The sequence below is a fragment of the Butyrivibrio sp. FC2001 genome (assembly GCF_000424125.1).
GTDB lineage: Bacteria > Bacillota > Clostridia > Lachnospirales > Lachnospiraceae > Butyrivibrio.
Genome location: NZ_AUJH01000011.1, coordinates 73,974 through 97,774, shown reverse-complemented (window position 1 = coordinate 97,774; position 23,801 = coordinate 73,974). Strand labels below are relative to the sequence as shown.

The 23,801-nt window shown below is 41.8% G+C and carries 16 protein-coding genes; 3 read left to right on the top strand and 13 right to left on the bottom strand.

The genetic code is table 11. The features are described from left to right. Positions 1-8: 8 nt before the first annotated feature. The 8 genes from G601_RS0105395 to G601_RS0105360 all read right to left on the bottom strand — a co-directional run bounded on the left by G601_RS0105395 (position 9) and on the right by G601_RS0105360 (position 8,733). A complete protein-coding gene (locus tag G601_RS0105395; RefSeq protein WP_026664734.1) occupies positions 9-1,103 on the bottom strand; it encodes a glycosyltransferase family 4 protein in 1,095 nt (364 codons plus the stop codon). Positions 1,104-1,128: 25 nt separating this feature from the next. Beyond that, on the bottom strand, positions 1,129-2,364 hold the full coding sequence (locus G601_RS0105390; RefSeq protein ID WP_035790369.1) for a glycosyltransferase: 1,236 nt from the start codon (positions 2,362-2,364) through the stop codon (positions 1,129-1,131). A 31-nt stretch (positions 2,365-2,395) separates the two neighbouring features. Next, positions 2,396-3,673 (bottom strand): glycosyltransferase, encoded by a 1,278-nt coding sequence (locus tag G601_RS0105385; protein ID WP_026664732.1) that lies wholly within the window; start codon positions 3,671-3,673, stop codon positions 2,396-2,398. 2 nt (positions 3,674-3,675) lie between these two features. Beyond that, positions 3,676-4,479, bottom strand: a complete 804-nt coding sequence (locus tag G601_RS0105380; RefSeq protein WP_026664731.1) for a DUF2334 domain-containing protein — start codon at positions 4,477-4,479, stop codon at positions 3,676-3,678. A gap of 77 nt (positions 4,480-4,556) precedes the next feature. Continuing rightward, positions 4,557-5,873, bottom strand: a complete 1,317-nt coding sequence (locus G601_RS0105375) for a nucleotide sugar dehydrogenase (RefSeq protein ID WP_026664730.1) — start codon at positions 5,871-5,873, stop codon at positions 4,557-4,559. Positions 5,874-5,962: 89 nt separating this feature from the next. After that, a complete protein-coding gene (locus G601_RS0105370) occupies positions 5,963-7,069 on the bottom strand; it encodes a glycosyltransferase family 4 protein (protein WP_026664729.1) in 1,107 nt (368 codons plus the stop codon). Between the two features lie 3 nt (positions 7,070-7,072). After that, a complete protein-coding gene (locus G601_RS0105365) occupies positions 7,073-8,068 on the bottom strand; it encodes an ATP-grasp domain-containing protein (RefSeq protein ID WP_196808819.1) in 996 nt (331 codons plus the stop codon). A gap of 8 nt (positions 8,069-8,076) precedes the next feature. Further along, positions 8,077-8,733, bottom strand: a complete 657-nt coding sequence (locus G601_RS0105360; RefSeq protein ID WP_196808817.1) for a sugar transferase — start codon at positions 8,731-8,733, stop codon at positions 8,077-8,079. An 83-nt stretch (positions 8,734-8,816) separates the two neighbouring features. Between G601_RS0105360 and G601_RS0105355 the strand changes: the two genes are divergently transcribed. The 3 genes from G601_RS0105355 (at position 8,817) to G601_RS0105345 (ending at position 11,822) form a co-directional block, all read left to right on the top strand. After that, the gene (locus G601_RS0105355) at positions 8,817-9,677 is read left to right on the top strand and encodes a YitT family protein (protein ID WP_026664726.1); all 861 of its coding nucleotides are present in this window, start codon (positions 8,817-8,819) and stop codon (positions 9,675-9,677) included. 269 nt (positions 9,678-9,946) lie between these two features. Then, complete coding sequence (locus tag G601_RS24720) at positions 9,947-11,047, top strand: hypothetical protein (protein WP_051205617.1); 1,101 nt, start codon at positions 9,947-9,949, stop codon at positions 11,045-11,047. A 130-nt stretch (positions 11,048-11,177) separates the two neighbouring features. Continuing rightward, a complete protein-coding gene (locus tag G601_RS0105345) occupies positions 11,178-11,822 on the top strand; it encodes an SDR family NAD(P)-dependent oxidoreductase (protein WP_026491727.1) in 645 nt (214 codons plus the stop codon). A 6-nt stretch (positions 11,823-11,828) separates the two neighbouring features. Here G601_RS0105345 and G601_RS0105340 read toward each other — a convergent pair whose 3' ends face one another. From G601_RS0105340 to G601_RS0105320, 5 genes are all read right to left on the bottom strand, one after another. Then, entirely contained in the window at positions 11,829-12,392 is a 564-nt protein-coding gene (locus tag G601_RS0105340) for an ECF transporter S component (protein WP_026491726.1), read from the bottom strand. A gap of 23 nt (positions 12,393-12,415) precedes the next feature. Continuing rightward, positions 12,416-13,390, bottom strand: coding sequence for a nucleoside hydrolase (locus G601_RS0105335; protein WP_026491725.1), 975 nt, complete (start codon positions 13,388-13,390; stop codon positions 12,416-12,418). Between the two features lie 417 nt (positions 13,391-13,807). Continuing rightward, on the bottom strand, positions 13,808-21,112 hold the full coding sequence (locus tag G601_RS0105330; protein WP_026664725.1) for an InlB B-repeat-containing protein: 7,305 nt from the start codon (positions 21,110-21,112) through the stop codon (positions 13,808-13,810). A gap of 250 nt (positions 21,113-21,362) precedes the next feature. Beyond that, positions 21,363-23,003 carry a diguanylate cyclase gene (locus G601_RS0105325; protein ID WP_026664724.1) on the bottom strand — a complete coding sequence of 547 codons (1,641 nt, stop codon included), beginning with the start codon at positions 23,001-23,003 and terminating at the stop codon, positions 21,363-21,365. Further along, on the bottom strand, positions 23,000-23,545 hold the full coding sequence (locus tag G601_RS0105320) for a hypothetical protein (protein WP_155834470.1): 546 nt from the start codon (positions 23,543-23,545) through the stop codon (positions 23,000-23,002). Before G601_RS0105320 ends, G601_RS0105325 begins: the two co-directional genes overlap by 4 nt. Positions 23,546-23,801 lie beyond the last annotated feature (256 nt).

Here is a 23,801-nt window from a genome sequence, read left to right as displayed (position 1 = left end):
CTGCTCCTTTACACAATTTCTTCCAAGTATTCCCTCCACTGTTCATAGACAGCTTCGGCGTTAGCGATGTCATAAACTTTGGCAGCTTCCTGTCCAAAGCGCTTTGCCATGTCCTTATCCTCGATCAGGCGGCAAATCCTGTCAGCAAGCGCATCCGCATCCCCAACAGGTACCAGGAATCCGTTCTCGCCATCTCTGATGACAGTTCTCGGTCCTCCGGGAGGACAATCTGTAGAAACCACCGGCATTCCCATAGCCATGGCTTCCAGCAGCGAATTGGGAAATCCCTCATAATCAGAGCTGTAGGCATATACCTCGCCCTTGGGAATCTCCGCATCTATATGGTTGCAGGGTCCCATTAAAAACATGAAATCCTCTGCATGGTTATCAGCTATCTTCTTTTCCAGCTTTTCCTTGGTTCCATCCTCTGAGCCTCCACCATATATCCTAAGGACATAATCCGGGTGCTTCTCATGAACCTTCAAAAAGGCGTCGCAAAGCATAAGCTGGTTCTTGAAATCTACAAGTCTTGCATGGTGAACCACAGATTTTTCCTTGATCTCGGGATGAACAGCTCTGTGATATTTCGCATTTATGGGATTCAGTATTATCCTTGAGTTGTCCTGCAGATAGGGCTTAAAGAACGCCTTCTGCTCCTCTGTCTGGAAAACACAGCCGGCAGCTCTGGGGAACAACCACTTTATCTGTATCTTATCTGAAAATGCATCATAATTACCAACAGGGTTTATTCTGACTGATATCACAGTTGGAGTGTTTGTGCTCTTCTGAGCCATAAGTGCTCTGTAATTTGCCCTGTGGGCAAAGGCCACAAGAACGTCAGGGCGGTTTTCCTCGAGAAACTCTCTTAGGTATTTAACTCTTAGAAGGAACTTTGTTACTCTTCCCTTTCTGTCGTCCTCATCACGAAGTCCCACATGAACCCTTTTGATGCGCGAATCCAGCGTGAACTCGTTGTCATCAAACCACTCTGTTGCAATATATACTTCATAACCTGCCTTGGCGAACTGATTGGCCAGATTGCTTACTACTCTCTCTGCGCCGCCCTGTCCCAGGCTGTTTAAATGAAAAGCGATTTTCTTCATAATTACCTAAATTCTAACATATATTTCACTGAACCTTTTCCAATATATCGAAAAGGTCCTCGGCATACTTACCGGGGTTGTAGGTAAGAGCCCTCTCATAGGCCTTCTCACCATAATGCTTCATCTTTTCCTCATCAGAGAGCATCTTAAGGATACCCTCCGCCAGCATCTTATCATCCTCAGTAATGTTGGAGGCGTCAAAATCCGTGTTCTGATTCATGTCGGGAACGATTATACCAAATTCTCCCTCTATTATCCTGTCTGTAGAAGCTCCATCCGGCTTTGCAGCGATAAGCTCCCCATATTCCTTCTCATTAAGAAGAATCTCTCTGGGACCTGTTTTACAGTCCGCTGCAACGCAGGGCTTACCAAGTGCCATTGCTTCAAGTATCGCATTGGGGAATCCCTCATGGTTTGAACTGAGCACATACATATCAGCAGCATTCACGAAAGGGAACGGATTCTTCTGAAGCCCCGGGAAGAACACCTTCTCAGCAACTCCAAGATCCTCAGCCAGCTTCCTTGGGCCACCAAAATCCCCTGTTCCCACTATCCAGAGTCTGGTATTTGGATATTTTCCAAGTACCATTGAAAAGGCCTTTATCAGATGCCAGAAGCCTTTGATGTAATCCTGTCTTCCGACAGATATCAGTGTAACGAAGCCTCCCTCGTTATCATCAGACAGCTTTCCGTTTCCGAACATATCGCTTGCGTTAAGAAGAGCTTCCTCTTCCTTCGCCTTCTCCCTAATCATCTCTGTATCAAGGGGATTATAGATATAGCTGCTCTTTTCATAATCATACTCTCTAAGAAGCTCTCTCATGATCTCCTTGGAGCAGGACAGTACCTGATCTGCCTTGTTACAAAAGAGACTGACTTCCCTTGTATTCTCCATGTCGGTTGAACAGCGAAGTCCTGTCAGAACCCTGGTCTTTGTTCCGGCCTTTGAAAGTACATTTACATAGTTGGCACTTGAGCCAAAGCTATAGGCTATATCCACATTGTGGGTCTTTTTATACTTTCTGACCTTGCTGACTCTTCGAAAAACATTGACTACCTTGCCAAGCTTACCGAATTTCCTTGTGGCAGGCACATCAATGTTCACCACATCAAGTCCCGATATATCATAGTTTATGTCCTTATCGGAAAAGATGAGTATAGTCACTTTATAATATTTTTCCATCAGCCTTGCTGTTGCCACGCAGACTCTCTCGAATCCGCCCTGGTGCAGCATCGGCACGATAAGTAAAAGATGTTTCATTAAAATTTTCCTGTTTCTATATAGAAGTCATTTAGAACTTCCCTGTAAGATAAAAGCTTTGCAGCCTCTGAGCCTGAGTTCTGACATCAAAACCGGCTTTCCTGATCATTTCTATTACCGGCTCTGAAGATGCCTCTCTGTCACCGATAGGAAGAGTCACCTCTTCTCCTTCTGCAGCCTCCTCATAATCCCTTAGCATGAGATCATTAAGTATTTTTCTTGCCCACACAGCCGGCGGCTCTTCAATACTCATTCTGCTTACAAGAGGTGTGATATCCACTTCAGGTGTTATGGAATCGGAAACAAGGCACTGCAGACCTGCTGCCTGAGCCTCCACAACTGTTCCCGGAAGTCCCTCGTATCTCGAAGGGAAAAGAAAGTAATCCATGGCCTGATAATACTCGTTGGCATTACTCTTATTTCCACAGAACACCACATGCTTTTCAATATGAAGGTCAGCTGCGAGCTGCTTCATGGTATCCATAAGAGGTCCCTCGCCAAGCATCAGAAGCCTTATCCTCATTCCGTGAAGCATGCTGAAGGAATTGGCATCATCATGGCTTAATATCCTTAAGAACTCTGCAAAGGTCTTAAGGAGATACTCGTGGTTCTTGGCATAGTGGAATCTTCCAACATGACCGATTATGATGGCATTTGATAAGCCCAGCTCTCTTCTTACCTTATCTCTTATTTCCTGATTGTATACGAATCTTCTGAGGTCGATGGCATTGGGTATGATCCTTACCAGTCCCTCATCCGTAAGTGTGTCTCCAAATACTGATCTTGCAGCATTCTCGGTACATGCGAATCTGAGATCGCAGGTATCTGTCTTAGCCAGAGGAGCTCTGATTATTCTTGTCACCACGCCCTTTATACCCGGATCAACTCCTGCGCTTCTTGCATGGGCTATTGTGGTGCCGATACCACAGCTCTTTGCAATCGGAAGATAAATGGCTGCTGTGCTGGTCATATGCCCCTGCACCATTTTCCATTCTCCCCTGTGCTGCATGAAAAACATTCTTACAGCATTTTTATAATCTCTTGCATTTGTTCCATGGAACCTCGGAAGTGCGTAGATATTGCCACCAAGCTTTTTCACAGTCGCATCAAAATAATCCGGCTCTCTTACCTGCATAAGTTCATCAGAGGTCGGACATTTTTTACCTGTGGGCTCTGCATCTGCATGCACCAAAAAATCGAACTGCACACGTTCCCTGTCGATATGTCTGTACAGGTCCATGATGCGGCTCTCAGCGCCTCCAAGGCCAAGTGTTCCAAATACATGCAATATTCTAATAGGTTCTGCCATTGTTACCACCTTTTATGCACGGCGATATATTTAAAGCGTGCCATGAGATATTCCTTTATACCCTGTAATTCAGAAGCCTCCACCGGATCCTGGGAGAGCCATTCATCCCAGCTCACAACCTTTCCGGAATCGAATACCTTCTCATAGAACGCAAAATCATCCCCATTTAATGTGTTAGTATGAACAACAAAAGTAGTGTAGCCCTCACTTTCATCCTTGAGGACTGCATCCTTTTTAAAGGAAATCGGATAGAAGGTCATATCAAATCTGCGATAGGCCCTTTTACCAAATCCATCTGTAATACGCCTGAATCCATTCTCTGCCAAAGCCGTCATGGTGTTTCTATCATAGCTGTGACTTGGAGCCATGAAAAAGTCCGTGGCAATTCCATGGGTTCCCAGAATCTTCTTACCCTCAGCAATCATTGCTATCTGCTTCTCAAGATCAATCCCTGCAAACTCAGACTGCTTGTTGAGCGGAAGCATACCTCCCTTGTTGGTCGTATAGACATGATGTAAGCCATGCATGGCGATTATCCAGCCCTCACTCTGAAGGTTCCTTACAAGATGCCAGAAGGGATAGTCCTTTTCCTTTATCTTGTCATCAGGGTCAGTAGATCTGTTTCTGCTGACAGGCGCATCCTCTTCCTCATCGGTCTCACGCTTTTCAAGCTTGGGATCCATATTTTCCGGAACAACGCCAATAAGAGGCCTTATATGATTTTCATCTAAAAGCCTCTTAAACCTTCTGAATTTACCCATGTCCATTCCCGGAGAAATGTCATCAAGTCTAATTACAATCTTCATACAACAACGCCGCCACTTTGTCGGTGGCGGCATATCCCCCTAGTGTTTTCTTTGTAATTATATTATTCGCTTTTTAATCAGAGTCTCCAGTAGCTGAACTCTGAAGCATCAAAACTGTTCTTGTCATAGATTCCCTTAACATCAAGGAAGACTCTTCTCTTGTGTGCAGGGTTGTACCACTTCTTGATATCCTCTGTTGTGATGTCAAGGAACTCCTCATGTGCAACTGCCATGATAACTGCATCCATATCCTTAACTGCATCCATGTTATCAAAGGTAATGCCATAGAGTCTCTTAGCTTCTGCGCTGTCTGCCTCGGGATCAACCACAACGGGATCGATACCGTACTCCTTAAGCTCGTTGTAGATATCGATTACCTTGGTGTTACGTGTATCAGGGCAGTTCTCCTTGAAGGTAAAGCCAAGGATTGCTACTCTCGCATTTTTAACGTTAAGATCCTGAGCAATAAGGTTCTTTACGCAGCTCTCTGCGATGTACTTACCCATATCATCGTTGATACGACGTCCTGAGAGAATGATCTGGCTGTGATAGCCAAGCTCCTCAGCCTTATAAGTAAGGTAATAAGGATCAACACCGATACAGTGACCACCAACAAGGCCGGGTCTGAAGTTGAGGAAGTTCCACTTTGTTCCTGCTGCCTCAAGTACGCTCTTTGTATCAATTCCCATCTTGTGGAAGATCATTGAAAGCTCATTCATGAAAGCGATGTTGATATCTCTCTGGCTGTTCTCGATAACCTTAGCAGCCTCTGCAACCTTGATGCTGTCTGCCTCGTGAACACCTGCCAGGGCTACAAGCTTATATACGTTTGCAACCTCTTCCAGGGTCTCCTTATCCATACCGGATACGATTTTCACGATAGTCTCAAGTCTGTGTACCTTGTCACCGGGGTTGATACGCTCGGGTGAATAACCAACCTTGAAATCAACTCCGCACTTAAGTCCTGATTCCTTCTCAAGGATCGGAACACATATATCCTCAGTTACTCCGGGATAAACAGTTGACTCATAAACAACTATTGAACCCTTTGTAAGGTATTTTCCAAGAGTTCTGCTGGCACTCTCTACAGGTGTAAGATCAGGTGTATGATCGTCATTTACAGGTGTAGGAACCGCAACGATGTGAAATCTGCACTCCTTAAGCTTCTCGGGATCAGCAGTAAACTCAACCGCAGTCTCCTTAATGGCTGCATCTCCAACCTCTCTTGTGGGGTCGATTCCATTCTTATAAAGCTCTACCTTTTCAGCATTAAAATCGTAGCCGACAACCTTAATCTTCTTGGCAAAGGCTACCGCAATTGGCATACCTACATAACCAAGTCCAACTAATGAAAGCTTTTCTTCTCCTGAAAGGAGCTTCTCATATAAACTCATTTTTTATAAACCTCTTTTTTATTATTAGTTCATCCACCACATTGGTGTAAGATAAGCTCAAGACAGCTGCCCCGAACACTACTATTATCTTACTTTAAGCGAATTTTCTCAAGTTCTTCTTTATATGCATTGATTACGAGTTGTCTGTCGAAGTGTTTTTCCATATACTCACGTCCCTTACGTCCCATTTTAGAACGTTTCTCTTCAGCCAAGACTAGCATCTTTTTTATGGAATCAACAAGAGAACTGGTACTCTTTGGCTCAAATGTATATCCTGTCACATCCGGTTCTATCGCTTCTATGCATCCATGTATATTCGAGCAAAGAATTGGTCTGCCGCAAGCTGCTGCCTCAAGGAGGACATTTGACATGCCTTCATGGTATGAAGGATGAACTACTACATGACATTTTGCAAATACTGGATCAACACTGTCAAGGTGTCCATAATATTTGAGTTTACCTGCTTTTTCAAGCTCCATGATCATGGGCTCATATTTTGCTCTCTCATCCTCTTCGTACTCGCCCACAAGATCAAAATATACGTTATTATATTCAGAAGTTATCGCCTTTACAGTCTCCAGATATTCCTCTATTCCCTTATCACGCATCATCCTTATCACTGCAAGAAAATGTATTCCCTCTGCCTCAGACGGATACTCATGAAAAGGATGCTCCTCAAGGTTTACTCCGGAGCCGGGAAGAAGGCCGCTGTTTTTTACTGCGATACCTCTATCCTGCATGAACTTCCGGTTTCTCTCATTCTGGAAGAATACTCTGTTGGCCTTACCTGTTGATACTCTGTAGAGCTTTAGAAGAACCTTACTCATAAGGCCGCCGTTTTCAATAGCCATACCAAGTCCCGTAATGTTGCAGATATACGGAACCTTAGAAAGTCTGCAGGCCAGAGCTCCGTAGATATTGGGCTTTATGGTGTAGCACAGAGCTACATCGGGCTTTTCATCCTTAAGCATCTTCTTATACTTTTTAAAAAGTCCGTAATCCTTAACAGGGTTACTTCCATGTCTCTCCAGGGGAGTCTCTATCAGCTTTGTACAGTAATCCTTAAGTTTTACGCAGTTTTCATCTGGCGGAACGGATATCAGAACCTCATGCCCCGCATCCAGAAAGGATTTAAGCAGCTCCTTCCTGAAAAGAAACAGGCCGTTTGCATAATTGGCCATTATCAAAATTCGCATTAGTTATACCTTCTTCATACGTCCTTCAAGATCTGCAAGCTTCTCAATTACGACACTGTCGTACATAAGCATGCAGACATCCTCTTCGTACTCTCCGATAATGGGAGTATTTGCCTTTTTCTCCACAACGTTTGTATAGATAAGCTTAGGGAAATCAACTCCTGCGCCATACGCATGAAGATATGCACCACCGAATCTGGGATTGATCTCTGATAAGTAGTACTGACCATCCTTGAAGAAAAGGTCCATATCAAGAGGTCCGTTGAATTTGAAGTGCTTCATTGCATTTTTCACGAAATCGAAAAGTGCCTCATCCTTGAAGGATATTGTCTTGTTAGCGCCTCCGATCGTGGTTGATATCTTCTTCTTGGAGAAAATGGCTACAGGCTCATGTGTAAAGGTATCAACATACACATCTGCGTCCATGTCCTTACCATCCATGAATTCCTGAATGATAAGTGAAGGATCTCTTGCTGTAAGCTCCTCAAGAAGCTCAAGGCTCTCAACCTTCCTTGCTCCAACGCTGCCGCTTCCTGTTCTTGGCTTTACGAAAACAGGGAACTTGATCTCGTTTCTATCATAGCTCTCCTTGAAATCAGCAAAGGTTCCATAGGTCAGAACTGTGGGCACACCCTTTTCCTTAAGATATTTGAACATCTCATACTTATCAAAGCAAAGATCTGCTGTCTCCTTATAAGGAGCAAGAACCTCTACCCCAAGGGCATCAAACTCAGCTCTGTGGTCTGCAAGAATTGAAATCTCAGGATCGATAAGTGTTGTGATCGCATCGATTTTCTCTGCCTTACAGATCTCAAGAATTGTAGGGATATATGTGATGTCATTTATAAGTGGAACTCCGTAAACAACGTCCGCAAAAGCAGGTGCCGGCGCATAAGGGCTGTTGTCGGTAACAACAATCTTAATATCATCGCCCAGTGTCTGCCTGAAATCCTTTAAAAGCTCGCAGCGTCTTCCAACGCTAGTAAACAAAATGTTCATTATATGTATTACTCCTCTCGTTTCTCCGGTGTGCCTGTAAATGCCTCCATAGTGGCATCCGTTGCGCTGTTTACATCATTGTGCCTGAGCACAACTGCAACCGTCATGAAAACTATCTTTAAATCCATTAAAAAGGAAAGATGATCAACGTAGTAAACGTCCTTTTCAAAGCGGTCCTCCCAGCTAAGAAGGTTTCTTCCGTTGACCTGCGCCCATCCGGTAAGTCCCGGCCTTACCTCGTGTCTTCTCTTCTGCTCCGTATTATATAAAGGAAGATATTTTACCAAAAGAGGTCTTGGTCCTACAAAGCTCATGTCTCCCTTTAAAATGTTGATAAATTCCGGAAGCTCATCAAGGCTTGTGGCACGGAGCTTTTTACCAAAGGCAGGAAGTCTGTCCTCGTCGGGAAGAAGATTCCCCTCTGCATCCCTTTTATCCGTCATGGTCCTGAATTTATAAAGGTTAAAGACCTTTTCATCCTTACCGGGTCTGGGCTGTCTGAATATCACAGGGCTTCCAAGCTTAACCCTCACCAGAACCGCAAGTATAAGATATAACCAGCTAAGACAGATAAGCACTGTCAAAGAAAGAACTATATCTATAAGTCTCTTGAAAAAAAACTCATATATTCCTCGCTTTTTTCTTACATAATTATTGTTTTCCATGTTTCAATCTCCATTCCAATATTGTATTATAACCTATAGAAATGTTATTTCAAAATTTTAGTTTTGCAGGGAGCTTTTAACTAATGAAGTTAGATTTCAAACGTGGCAGCATCAGGCTTTTAGTAGTTCTTTTAGCTGCTTTTTTGATGGCCTTAAATATCCAGATATTTGTCAATGCAGGCGGCCTTTACCCCGGCGGAGCTCAGGGTCTTACTATTATCATTCAGCGTATCGCCCTGAAATTCTTTTCATTAAAAATCCCATACACGCCCATAAATGTTATTCTGAACATAATACCCATCTATATCGGTTTTCGTTATGTAGGTAAAAAATTCACTATATATTCAATGATTATGGTTCTTTGTAACGGTTTCTTTATCGACCTTTTACCCGACCTTTCCATAACCGATGATCCGCTTCTTATCGCAATTTTCGGCGGAATCTTTGCAGGTGTATCCTTATCTATATGCCTTATGGTCGATGCCACCAGTGGAGGAACCGACTTTATATCAATTTTCTTGTCACAAAGAAAAGGAATTGATGCTTTCCCCATTATACTGGCAGTAAACTGTGTAATCCTTACGGTTGCAGGTCTTTTATTCGGTTGGGACAAGGCTCTGTACTCCATCATTTTCCAGTATGTATCAACGCAGGTTCTTCACATTATGTACAGGACTTATCAGCAGCAAACGCTTTTCATCATCACCGACAAGCCTGCTGAGGTCTGCGAAGTCATCTATAGAGTAAGTAACCATGGTGCTACTCTGATGCACGGCGAGGGCTCCTTTGAACACAACAACAAAATGGTCGTTTACTCCGTGGTAAGTGCCTCTGACACAAGAAAGCTCATACCTGCCATTAAGGAATTAGACGAACATGCATTTATAAATTCAATCCGTACTGACAGAGTTCAGGGAAACTTCTACTTAAAGCCCAGAGATTAATGGGCTTTTTTATTTGCTGTTTTTCATGATGCATCATACATTTTTAATTCACACTAAAGAATATGGAATAAAGACCGAAATATATGGTGAGCTGATATGGCGGAGCCATTTTAGTCTCAATTTTGACCGGGCAGACCCAGAACAGGGTTAGGCCTGGTTTTTTCGTTTTAAAGACGTAGCTGGCGCGCGGGGACTTCGAAGCCGAAGTCCTATGCTACATTTTTTCATCAGGCACGGAAGCCGCAAGTCACAGCTTGGAGGGTTTGCTTATGAGAATTGCGGACAGCACAGTTAACCTTGTTTCAGAAAGGAGGTATCAGGAAACCTTCAGCATCTCTCACGAAAAGAGTGTATTTGCTTCAATTATGGGAACGGAAGCTCCCAATTTTAAGAAGGCACTGGGTCTTAAAAAGAGCAAAGATGATGAAGATAAGAAAAATCAGGATGTGCAGGATATTGATAACAAAAAGGAAAAGACATTATTTACCAACTACAATGCCGATGGAGAATTCGCTGTTCAGGAAAATATGCCCCTCCTGAACAAAGTATCCGAAATCGAAAACATTCGTATGCAGATAATGGAAAGAATCCTAAATATCATGCAGATTCTATACGGAAATACCAGAGGGGCCGGCAAGATGCGAATGCAGGAATATATGCGCAGCCTGAGCACGCAGATGAATCAGGGCTCCTATCAGTGGATGTCGGTTTCAACAACGACATATATTCACACAGAGGTCGAGCAAACAGCTTTTCAGGCTCAGGGAATTGCCAAAACCGATGATGGCAGAGAGATTAACTTCGGAGTAAACATAAACATGACAAGGCAGTTCACTGAAGCTATCGGCGTTATGAACATCAGTCCCGTTCAGCTTATTGATCCCCTCGTTATAAACGTAGGCTCAGGAGTAACCGAGATATCCGATCAGACCTTCTCCTTCGACCTGGATGCAGATGGTACTGAGGAAGAGGTCAAGAATATTGCCCCCGGAAGCGGTTTTCTAGCCTATGACAGGAACGGAGACGGAATAATAAATGACGGGTCTGAGCTCTTTGGCACAAGAAGCGGCAACGGCTTTGCCGACCTTGCTGAGCTAAACAGTGATAACAACGACTGGATTGATGAAAATGATGATATCTATGAAAAGCTCAGGGTATGGTGCCGAGGCGAGGATGGAAAGGATACTCTGATGACATTAAAGGAAGCCGATGTAGGTGCTATTTACCTTGGTCATGCTGACACCAGGTTTACCTCGCAGGGCTCTGATTTTATGGTCAATGCCCAATTTAAATCCAGCGGTATATTCCTCCGTGAGTCCACCGGAGAAGCAGGATCTGTTCATCAGATTGACCTTGCAAAAATGGCTTGATATTTTTAATAAGTTTCCTCAAATAATCAGGACGTCCATAAACCGGGCGTCCTGATCGTCATATACAATAAAGCCTCAAAAATGCTATACTAACAGCGTCTATAATAATTGAAAGGAATTGTATAAATTTATGAAAATTCTTATCACCGGAACAAGCCGTGGAATAGGTCTTGCACTTGCAAAAAAATATGTTGATATGGGTCATGAGGTCATAGGTTTTGATATTATGGGCACCGATTATTCTGCGCCTTCCTATACACACATGCTCGTTGACATAACAGGTGAACTTCCTGAAATGAACGATATTGAAGTTTTGGTTAATAATGCAGGAATCCAGGACGGCCCTCTTGTTATAGACACTAATTTGAAAGCCACAATAGCAGTCACTGAAAAATATGCTTTTCAGAACAGCATTCACTCTGTACTTTTTATGGCATCCTCCAGCGCATCCAATGGAGCTGAATTCCCGGAATATGCAGCCAGCAAGGGTGGAGTTGTTACATATATGAAAAACGCCGCACTTCGACTTGCGAAATACGGCGCTACCTGTAACAGCATCTCTGCGGGAGGCGTATACACACCTCTTAATGCTCATATTATCGATGATCCAAACCTCATGGAGCAATGCCTTGACGAAACCCTTCTCCATCGCTGGGCATCAGCCGAAGAAATTGCGGATTTCTCATATTTCCTAACCAATGTAAATCAAAGCATGACTGGTCAGGATCTTTTAATTGATAATGGTGAGCAGCTAAAATCAAACTTTATTTGGTAACTATCATTAGTCACAATTCTGAGTTTCAAAATGCGTCATCTCATAAGGAAGTCTCTTTGAACATACAATAACCAGTACAATCGCGATCAGTTTATCGATATAGTCAGTAACAAGCTGTGTAACAAAGGCTCCTCCAAATAATTTAAGTGCTGTCTGAGCCAAAGCCTGAACTATGAAGGTTGTAAATGCTGCAGAAGTAATTCCACCAAACAGGAAGGTCTCAATGCATGCAGACAGTGCAGATGCCGGAAGTACTACAACAAATGTTTTCCAAAGAGTTGATACAACTGTGCTCTTCTTGTTATGGAATAACCATCCTGCAATCACACCCATAACAACGCCACTGAATGAAAAGTATATAGCATAAACATCACCAAGCACACCATTTATCAGTCCGCCAACCAATGCTGCAGCTCCTCCTGCAACGGGACCTAAAACTATCGCTGCAAGCATAGTTCCTATACTATCAAGAAAAATCGGAAGGCTAAACAGCAGTGAAATCTTACTGCCCACTATGTTAATAGCCACCGCAACAGCAATCATTGTAAGTTTCTTTACATTTGTATTCATTTTTTCATATACTCCTTCATGAATTAAAAATATTTTGAAAACAATTTCCCATATTCCTCTGAGGAAACATTAAGAATTCTTGTTAAAAACAGTTCCCAAAAAGCTTCTACATTAACTTCAGTAAAAATCTTCGCATTACTGCTTTTTTTGTAAAATCCCATGGAATCAACAACAGTCTGTCCCATACTGATTCCGCCTGTTTCAACCTCAGTAAACGCCTGTATCCCCTTTAGAATCTCCGGATTTATAAATTGTGCAACAGCCAGCGGATCATTTATTACGCAGCCACGAATGTGCTCCCATTCCCAATGGAACTTAAAATAGAAATCTGTGATCTTCTCTACAAAATCTCCTACCACCTCATTAGCGTTTTTCATGTCTTCCAATATTTCAGGTGTAAGGACGATTTTTCTTGTCACATCAAGACCTACCATCTCTATCTCTCTATTGTTCTTATAGAGAAAGTCAAAAACATGCTTAGCACTGTCAGGATCTTCCCAGTAATTGTATTCTGCCACCGGAGAACAGTTTCCATGACTTCTAAAATTCCCTCCCATGGAAACTAGCCTCTCTATACTAAGGAAAGCATCCGGGCATTCATCGATAAGCTTGGCAAGATTAGTTAACGGCCCTAATGCTACTACCGATACATCACCTTCCATAAGGACTTCTCTCATGAATTGAACAGCTGATTTTTCAGGAATATCCTGTCCTTCCACATCCGGTAAAAAGCTCTCTCCAAGGCCATCCTCACCGTGAGTATCCAGCGCATTTACATACTCCCTAACTCTTGGCTTAGAAGCCCCTGCATAAACAGGAACATCAAGTCTTCCAAGGAAACTAAGCACTTTCTTCGCATTTTCAAAGCCCATTTCCACCGGTGAATTACCCGCAACTATTGTAATTCCCACAACCTCAACTTCAGGACTGTTCAGAGCAAGCATTATTGCCAGGGAATCATCTATTCCCGGATCACAGTCTATAATTATTTTCTTCATTTTTTCTCCATAAAAAACGCAAAATAAAAGGCCCTGCAAACGCAGAGCCACATAAATAGACATAATTATTCCATGTAGTCCTGGTTTTGTTTAACGACAGGAAGGTACAAATGAACTGTCGGTTATTGCGAATAAGAATTATACAACCATATCGCAAAACATGCAAGACTAATATCTCAATTTATATTATCCATTTATCTGTTGGAGTAGGTGAGCCATACCCCCAATCTTCATCAGAATTCCTTACTACCAGTGAAAAGCCAAGCTTTTCTACAACATGTGCAGAGCCCTTATTGGCAGGCAATGTACTTGCCTGAATTATTTCTATATCAGTATTTGTATATATGTAAATTAGTATTAAGAAGCCCTGCCGTTTCCGACAGGGCTCCTAAAAGTTTTAGAGCTTATGAAGTTCTTTTATTCTTCGTGACTTCTGCGCTTTTTGCCTGTTGCAAGTAGTGTTGCAACTGCTCCGGCTGCGATAAGAAGAACGATTACTCTTGATGTATCAGTGCTGTCATCTGTTCCTCCGCGTCTAGCGCCAAGGACTGCAGGTCCATCACCGGTGCCTCTCTTTGCTCCAAGAACTGCAGGGCCATCAGCAGGTCGTTTTGCGCCAAGTACATTACCACCATCATTTGAAGGTGTTCCACCATTATCCTGGTTGTTATCATTATTGTTATTTGAGTTTGTATTATTTGTAACCTTAAGAGTTCCATAATTATATGTAATTATATAATTGTTAAAATCTGTCAGGTCATTTGCAGGCTTTGCCTTAAACTTATTCTTGCTCTTTCCTACTTCAGTCTGGCTTCCGGTGAATTTATATTTAACTTCATCACCGATTCCCCATTCAGTATTTTCTTTTGCAGAATGCTTTGTAAGCGGCTTTCCGTCATATTTCTTCTCTGCTGATGCTGATGTAATTTCAATTGGCTTAGGTGTAATAGTAAGCGTTCCAACAATAATTTCAGGATCGTCAAACTGATTAGTTACATCTTTACCGCTTTCATCAACTACCTTAAAGTTTTCATTGACAATATCAAGAACATATTTACCAACAGATCTTGCCTTTACTTCAACTCTAAGTCCGGATACATAGTAGTTCAGATTGTTAATTGTAATTTTCTTGCCACCATCTGCCGCATGAGCATCGATTCCAATAAAGCTTCCCAATAACTTAAGTGCCCTAGCTAAAGGATTAGTCGTAGCAGCTTTTCCTTCAACTGAGTAATCAAAGTCTGATCCTACCCATGTCTTACCACTGTACATCTCTATCTTATCAGGAGTACGAGCGATGACATGAAGCTTATTGCCTTCTGGCAAATCCTTGATCACAAGCTGTCCATCAATAACCTCAAAGGTCACATCGATGTTAGGATCGTCGTAGCTGAACTGATCTACCGCAAGGTTCATAGGATATGTATCAGGATATATTCCCTTTGCCACATCTTCACCTGTAAATACAACTTTCTTCTCATCAAAGAAGTCCTTTGCATCAGGCATTGCAGAACCATCGCTCACTGCACCCTCGTTACTAGCTCCGGATAAAACATTAAGCGTATAACCTGTTACCTGCTTTTCACTTCCATCATAGAATTCTTCACCTCTGTTACCAATAACCTCAACCTTTAACTCAAGAGGATTGATAGTGATATATCCATCATGGACAACAAAAGTAACATTTTTATAACCAGAGTTTGTGCACTTGAAGCTACATTCAAAGGTATCTGCCTCACCAGGGGTTCCATGAAGGTTCATCATGTAACTCTCGATAGCCTTAGTTGTAGCATTACGTTTAACATCTTTTCCTGTAGCCACATCAGTATCTTCTGTAACAAGAGCAATGTCGTCAGCAGTTATCTTAGTGAATGCTTCGCCATCCTTTGTAATGGAATCTACTGTATAGCCCTTTACTGACTGATCTTTACCATTGTAATAAACGCTGTCATTATTACCTGTAATAGTTACAACAATCAGCTCGTCAGAAGGATTAATCTTAAGCCAACCATCTTCAACAACATAGCTTACATTTGTAAATCTGTAATTTGTCCAGGTGAAGCTACAATCAAAGGTATCTGTCTCAGCAGGTGTTCCATGAAGTCCCATCGGATAGTGCTCAGGATATTCTGTATTATCCGGTGTATTTGCTTCTGTACCTTTTGCTACGTCTGTTCCATCAGTTACAAGAGCTACATCATCTGCAGAAGCTCCTACTACATTACTACCATCTGCATACTTAATAGAAACAACTCTGTATCCCTTACCTTCATCGAAGCCATCCTTCGGGAACATGTTTGTATTCTGTTCTTCACCGTTATACATGGTCTCAACCTGTTTACCCTGAATTGTAACAATTATTTCATCTTCAACAGGTGTGATCTTAAGATAGCCGTCTTCAACCAGCACGAACTCTACATCCTCATAATCCGCATTGTTACATACAAAGCTACATGTGAATGTATCACTCTCACCAGGTGTTCCATGAAGTCCCATCGGATAATGCTTAGGATATTCCGTGTTATTACTATCATTAACCTCTGTTCCATGAGCCTCAGCTTTAGCACCTTCTGCAAGAGCAATCTGGTCTTCAGTAATACTGTGCGTATAACCCGTTTCAGCTTCAATGGATACAACCTTGTATCCCTTTGTGAAACCATCTACCTCTATGTTGTCAGTAGACTGCTCCAAACCATTATACTGGGTTATTGCCTGCTTACCTAAAATTGATACCTTTACATGAATAGGTGTGTACAGAACCTTTATGACATTTTTACTTGTGTCAACATCTAAGACAAGTTTATTGGCTCCATCAATTGTAGGTTCTTTCCATTCACCTGACTTGTAACCGTTTATAGGTTTCTTGGCATCCAGATCAATGTCGCTCTCTTCAATAGTAGTACCGGCATTACCACTACTTTCTTCATCTCCAATATGTGTCGCAGTGCTAAGCTCCTTACCCTTGTAATACTCAATTGTGTAGGATGTACTCTTACGAACATAGAGAACATCGATAATATTCTTGTAATCATCTTTTTCTACTTTAAGGATATAAGGCACAGGTTCCTGCTGAACACCATCCTCGAAGTAAGTTGCACTTTCACCAAGTGCTTCATCTGTCTTAAATTTATTTAAGACATCCTTATCTGTCAGGGTGATTTCTGTACCAACTTCGATATTTGTAACCGGATCACTGGTACCTACCAGGTTATCACTTGTAACCTTATCCTTGTAGTAGTTGATAATATACTGTGTAGTCTTCTTCTTCCAAACAGCAAACAGTGCCTGATAAGGCATAGCTTCGTCAGCTGCAACCAGTTTTGCTTCGCTTGAAAATCCGGCATCAGCATAGAACTTGTTATCAGCCTCATTGTAATATAGGAAATCAGCAGCTGTAAGATTCTGTGTCCAGTTTGCGCTTCCTTCCATGAAAGCTTTTGCCTCTGCTTCGCTTTCACCCATCTTTACTTTAGCCCATCCAAGGAAGTCATAATCATCCTTACCAACTGCATTTTGGGGTCTTGGCTGAATATTAACTGCCTCATTTATGCCAAGCTTGTTCTTGCCATCTTCAACTACATCTACCTGGAATGCCTCAGTTCCATCATTCTCATACCAGGGAATGTATGTAGGTGTTGCTTCATCGGGTTTTACATACTCTGCACGAAGCTGAATGGTATATTTATATTTCTGTTTGGTTGTAGTTCCTCCATTTCCATCAGGAACCTCTTCTACGCCATCCTCCTCCTTTCTGGCATTAGTTACAAGAATCTGATATGTAGTACCCGGATTGATGGGCGTAATTTTTCCATCTACCGTAACATCCTCATATTCCTTTTTTGTATCATTCCACTTCTGCATTACCCAATATCCAAACTCATATCCCTCAGGAGCCTTGGATGCAGGCATAGCATATGCATCAGCAGCATCTACATATAATTTACTATCAACCGGAGGAGTAATGCTTTCGCCACCGGAATGACCTTTTCCATCGATGTCAGGATCAATTGAGCTGTATACTACATTGATTCCAGGAGCACCGTCTACAACATGTCTCCACTTTGCGTAAATATCAAGCTTTCTGGTAACCCACCAACGGTTTTCCTGAGCATCCTTGTTAAAAGTAGCACCGTTGCCCCACTTATCCATTTCATCGGTGAATTCTGTTTTATCATATTCTACTGTATTGGAGTCATGGAGTGCATAGGCTGAAGCATTAAATGGCTGTGTGCAGCCAGGATCTCTAAACCATCCAACAAATTCGAATCCAGGTCTGCCTGTTCCTGTAGGAGCACTTATCTTTTCACCATAAGCTACCTTGAAACACATTGCCTGATTATCACTACCCCAGGATAAATCCGGTGAGTCAGCCGCAGTTCCTGCATTAGGATGAAGGAATACACGATATTCAATCCTTCTCCATTTTGCATATACTGTAACTCCACCCATAGGCATTATTGAGGTTTCAGCGTTAAAATCATAAGGATGAGTACATCCCTCATCAGAATACCAGCCTTCAAATAAATATCCCTCCTGTCCATCAGGAAGTGTAGGCTCATAATAATAATCCTTCAATTGAGATTTATATTTTACTTTCTCAACAGTTTTTAAAGGATGACCGCTTCTGTTCTGTACGCTAACATTATCACTATTTACATAGTTACCATCCATGAAGCTGATCGTGTATTCCAAAGGGTTGTAGTAGTAATTTATCTCATAATATACAACAGTTTTGCCATCTTCCTCTACCTGTGTAGAACCTAAAAACTCCTCATGGTCAAGCACATATCCTTCAACAGGCGGGTTGTGCTGAGAATCTTTACCATTCTGCGCTGATTTTGATATTACCAGAGCATCCACATCTTCTTCATACAGACCGGTTATGGAATCCTGCTTAAAAATATGGTACTTCCAGTTATAAACGTTATCCTGATATCTTGCGGTAGCATAGTTACCATCTGCATGGGACAAATCTCCGAGGATCTGCTCATCCATTATTCCGATATCGCCCTTAATTGTATTCTGACCTTTGTCCTTACCGGTATAAGCCTTGGCATATCTCATAAGTATCCAGCTAACGAAACCAGGGCTACTTGAAATACTTGCATATGTAGGCCATGAAATAGGATGACCATAATCAGCACTTATCGTAAAGTAATAATAATCACCATCCTGAGCAGGCTCTGCTCCATCAATCGTAGTCTGTTTATTAAGCTTTTGTGCCCAGTCACCACGGAAATCATCATCTCCATCTATTTTCAGACCGGTTTTGGAACCTTTTAATACATCACCAACTTGTTTGGATACATACAATCTGAAGTTATAATGCATGGGTACAAAAACTATTTTTGCAACACCATCACCCTCAGCAGTAATTTCTCCGTCCTCGGTTTTTGATTCAACATAGGTAAATCCGGTAAACGCATCTGATACTTCACCATTTACTACATGCTGTTTACTACCGATTGTTCTTGTCTTACCAGCTGCTATATCGATATCTGTTCCTAATTTTGCAAGTCTCAGATCATTAAGTGATTCTTCTGTTATAGCAGTATCCTTTATGGACTTTCCAACCTCACCTGTTCCAACAAATGATGTTACGAATTCCTTTTTGCCATTATCCTCTTTATATACCATAATAGTATAAGGAGCAGTAGCATCAGCTTCCCATTTAGCATAAACTGTTACGTTATCAGTCAGAGTATGTCCAAATTCAAATTTAGTATCTTTCAGGATTACCCTCTCCAGAGTCTGTCCATCTGACTCGTATTCTTCTATTCGCTCAGCCTCAAACCATCCCTTAAAAGTGTAGCCCTTTCTCTGCATTACGATGCCAAGGTCACTTTCAGGATCCTTTGTTAGTGTTTTTGATTCATCAGCATCATATTCATAGATAAACTGAGGTGCAACATACGTAGCACCTTTTCCGTTCTGCTCAAAAACAAGCCAGTTACCGGCTCTGGCATTTACGGAGAAGGTTACATCACCTTTTATAACCAGTTCAGTTTCATTAGCAAGGGCAGTATCCTTATCATAAACGTAAGGTGCACCATTCATGGTAACAATGTTGTCCTGGCCAGCAATGACAAACCATCCCTGAAAATCATGATGGTTATCTTCAGGAGTGTAGCCCATATTAACAGTATATTCCTGTTCAAGGTCAGCTCCTGTAGCATTTTCTGTTATATTAACAAAATGCTCACCAAGAGATACTCCATGAGTATCAACATAGTTCACCCTGTACTGTTTTAAGAACATTGCATAGAAAGTAACAGGTTCTGCATCCGCTTCATCTGCATCCTTAGCAGGTGGAAGTATTCCCTTAACATACTCTCTTACTTCGTCAATAGAGTATGAAACTGAATCGCTCTTATATTCCTTATCAAGTGTCCATCCTCTAAAGGTTACATCATCGTTAATTGTTCCTATACCGGGATCATACAGAACCGTCTTGTAAGTGTTATCATTCTCAGTGTCTGTCTGCTTAACCAGCATTTCTGCTATCTTATTTGTGCCGTTATAGAACTGAACACGGAGACGTTTCTCTTTATCTGTACCCGCAACAATATAAATAGAGAATTCATTAGAATTAAACTCTGCGCTCTCTACATCACCATCTGCATTTTCTTTTAAAGTAGCATCAATTGTGTCTACTTCGCCTTCATGATCATGAAGTACTTTAACGTCCTCCGCATCGATAGCTTCATCAAGTACAAGACTTACATGAACATATCTGTCATCAGCAGGCTGAATTTCCTTACCTTCATAATTAAAGGTAATATCAACACCCTTAGCTGCCTTTACATCTTCGCCCAGCTTGCCCTGTGCAGTAGCGATAGCCTGATCATCTGAAATGCCTGTAATGGATACTTCTGTATCCTTAGGGAATACACCCTCTTCAGCACTTATAGACACGATCAAACCACCTGCGTGTACATCAGTTACTGAAAGCGCAGGCATATCATCAGCAATATTCTCAGCAGCTTTAAAGTTAGCTGTGAATGTTGCATCTGCTTCGATATTTGCAGGAACGAAAGTAGCCTCAGATGATACTTCGTTTCCTTCAGCATCTGTCCAGTTTACGAACTCATACTTATCGCTTCTTGCTGTAGCTGTAGCACCCTCAAATGCTGCACCTTCAACGTTGAGATCAATGGTTTCAGAATCTCTTGAAACCTTACCGCCCTTAGTAGCTGTATAAGTAACAGTTACGTTTCTAACCTCTGCAGGAGTTTCAACTGTTTCTGCAGGTGTCTCTGCAGGAACTTCTTCGGGAGTCTCCTGTGCCGGAGCTTCATCTGCAGGAGCTTCATCTGCAGGAGCTTCATCTGCAGGAGCTGCTTCCTCAGCGGGAGCATCTGCATTTTCTTCAGCGGGAGCTGCTTCTTCTGCAGGAGTTTCCTCTGTAGTCTCCTCCTGAACCACTTCCTGAGGCTCCTCTGCAGGAGCTTCTGGTTCAACATATTCTTCCGGCGCAGTTTCTTCTACAGCCGGTTCCTCAGAAACATCTTCTGTCTCTGCAGGCTGCTCATCACCAATGTCCTCGGTGAAGAGTGAGCTATAATCATTATCTTCTGTGGAATTAACTTGCTTCTCTGAATCGGTGATTGCTTCTTCTGAGGTAGCACGAACTGAGATACTGTTGTAATCTGACCCACAGGTCGTTACAAGTACCACAAGTGCCAGAAGCATAGCAAGTTTTCTTGCGATGTTCTTGCGCATATATGATTTTCCCCCTTCATGAAATATAAATAGTAACTACAAGTTTATACCTTACATTATACAAAAGAAGACATTGTGTTAATCTACGGAATTTGAACAAATCCCTTCATATTTCGTACTTGACAAACTTTTTGTTTTATGCTTTTTATATGTGATTGTCTGATGGCCGATCAAACATTTATTACATATAAAAAGGACCATGGATTTCTCCACAGTCCTCAGTATCTTCAAAAGCTTTTCCAATATGTTATCATCCCATCTCGGCCAGCTTCATTTTCTGCTTGGCAACATACATTCTTGCATCTGCCCGTTTGAAAACAGACTCAACATTCGAATCAGTTTCGGGATCGTACTTCACCATTCCCTTTGCGATGTTTATCTTTTCCCACTCATTCTCTGTTTCGAGATTATGCCGTTCAGCTTCAACATCGAAATCTCTTAGAAGCTTATAACAATTGTCGTAGTCATCACCCTGAAGGATTACTACAAATTCATCTCCACCGATTCTGAATACCGGACTCCCCTTAAATATTCTACAGGTGAGGCGGCATGCATTTTGAAGATATATATTGCCGCGCTCATGTCCATATGTATCATTGATCTTTTTAAGATTGTTGGCATCGAATACTACTATGCCGTATTCCTTCTCGCCTTCCTGCATATCAAGCTTTGACGCAGCATCATCATAAGCCGTCTTATTCTTCACTCCCGTGAGAGAATCATGATATGCGAGTGAATTCAGATCATCTATGTGATGTTTGAGATGATGTACCATCTTCTCCATGGCATGGGTCAGATCTCCGACCTCATCCTTGGTTTCCTTAGGGAAAGTGACTTCCAACTTACCGTCATTGATCTCTCTTGCTACATGAGCAAGTCTCTTTAGCGGATCAGTAATTCTTCGACTTACTAATATAGTAAGGAAGAAGAACATAAGAAGTACTATAATAGTTGAAACTATGATTCTTTTCATGAGCCTGTTACTCATGTACATAATCTCACTTGTCGGTGCTGTTATAAGAAGTCTCATGTCATTAGACAAGGTTTTGTAGGCCAGCATCTTATGAAGTCCGCTGAGAGTATAGGACAAAGGCTCTACACCATTACTTTCACTCTCGAATGATAAAATACCGGTCATATCCATCTCATCCATGGTAACTCCGGCATCAAAATTCGGATTATAAAATACAGCACCCTCTTCGTTAGCAAGGCAGGCGTATCCGGTATCATAGCATTTTATTGCTTCCACGCGGTTCTCCATATCGCGAAAGTCTATATCCATTCCTGCGATACCAAAAAGCACACCATTTTCATATAAAGGAACAATGTAGGATATAAGTTTCTTATCTACAAGCGCATTGTAATAAGGATCCATCCAGGTCGGCTCTCCATTATGAACAGGCACATACCACCAGCCCACATGCTCCATATCATCAGACTCATAGGCACTGATGTCTGCCGGCTGTTCATAATAAAAGTCAGCTTCAAGGTCATCTCTTCTATAGAAAAGGCCACTGTCTCCCGGCATTATCTCCGGATTATAACGAACATAATATGAAACTGTTCCCGGAACATTCTCTGCTATATTTGCAAAAAGATTGGTAAGCTGCACTGTGTAGCTATCTCTGTAAGCATCATCATTTGCAAGCTTTTCCACAGAAAAAAGACGCTCGACTGCATAGTCAGCAAGAATATTAACAGCCTCCTCCGTATCAAGAAGGCTTCTGTCAATCGCATTAGCTTCTGTCTGGCAGGTTAGATTAAGTATCTGTGCAGAATAAAAATCGCCCGCCTGACTAAGCGTGAATATTGATGTCCCTCCAACAATACCAGCAACAATGAGAATGGCTATTGTCGTTAGCAAGGTTATTTTTTCCTGAATAGATTTCATTTTTCCCTCATTTTGTTGCTATCCATCATGAATATAACAAAAACAGCAAGCATAATTAATACTAAAACACTGTAAAGGATAAGTTCTACTGAAGTATCATTCTTTTTTATTTTATCAGATTTTGCCGTTTTTTCATCATCAATTTGTACTGTTTTTCCAACATTGGATTCATCTTTTTCTTCGATGACTACTTGTTCGACTATCTCTTTGCCGTCTTTACCTCGCTTAGCGCCCAAAACCTCTTCCTTCTCACTAATTTTAAGTGTGCCCGGTCTGAGCTCAACATTAACAAACTTCTCTGTCACGTTTAATCCACTGGGATCAAAAATGGCATAGTCAGTCACAATATTATTATTCTCGGAATTATCCTCCGGATAAGTCACGCTTCCTTCCGCAACAGCTTTATAGGTAAAGCCCTCTGGCAATCCCTGTGCTGTCACATCGATCTGTTCAGTTAGCGGAGTGCCATCAAATATCTTCTCAGCACTCGGCGCTGTAAAAATCACCCTGTTGCGGTATGTCAATTGTGCCTCTGTTTTCATACCGCAGCAAGGGGACAGAACAATCACAAGCATGGCAAAAAAAGTGCACAGGCATGTGATTACTCTGTAGCCCAAACTGTATAGTTTCATATCTCCCCATCACCTTCCGTCCAAAAATAATAATTTACGGACTTCCGAACATAAAGTTACATATATATTATATCGGCTCGAACCTTTAGAATGTTTACGGATTTTGAACTATTTTATTCATATTTCGTACTTGACAAACGTAATATTTATGTTAAAAACTATCAAA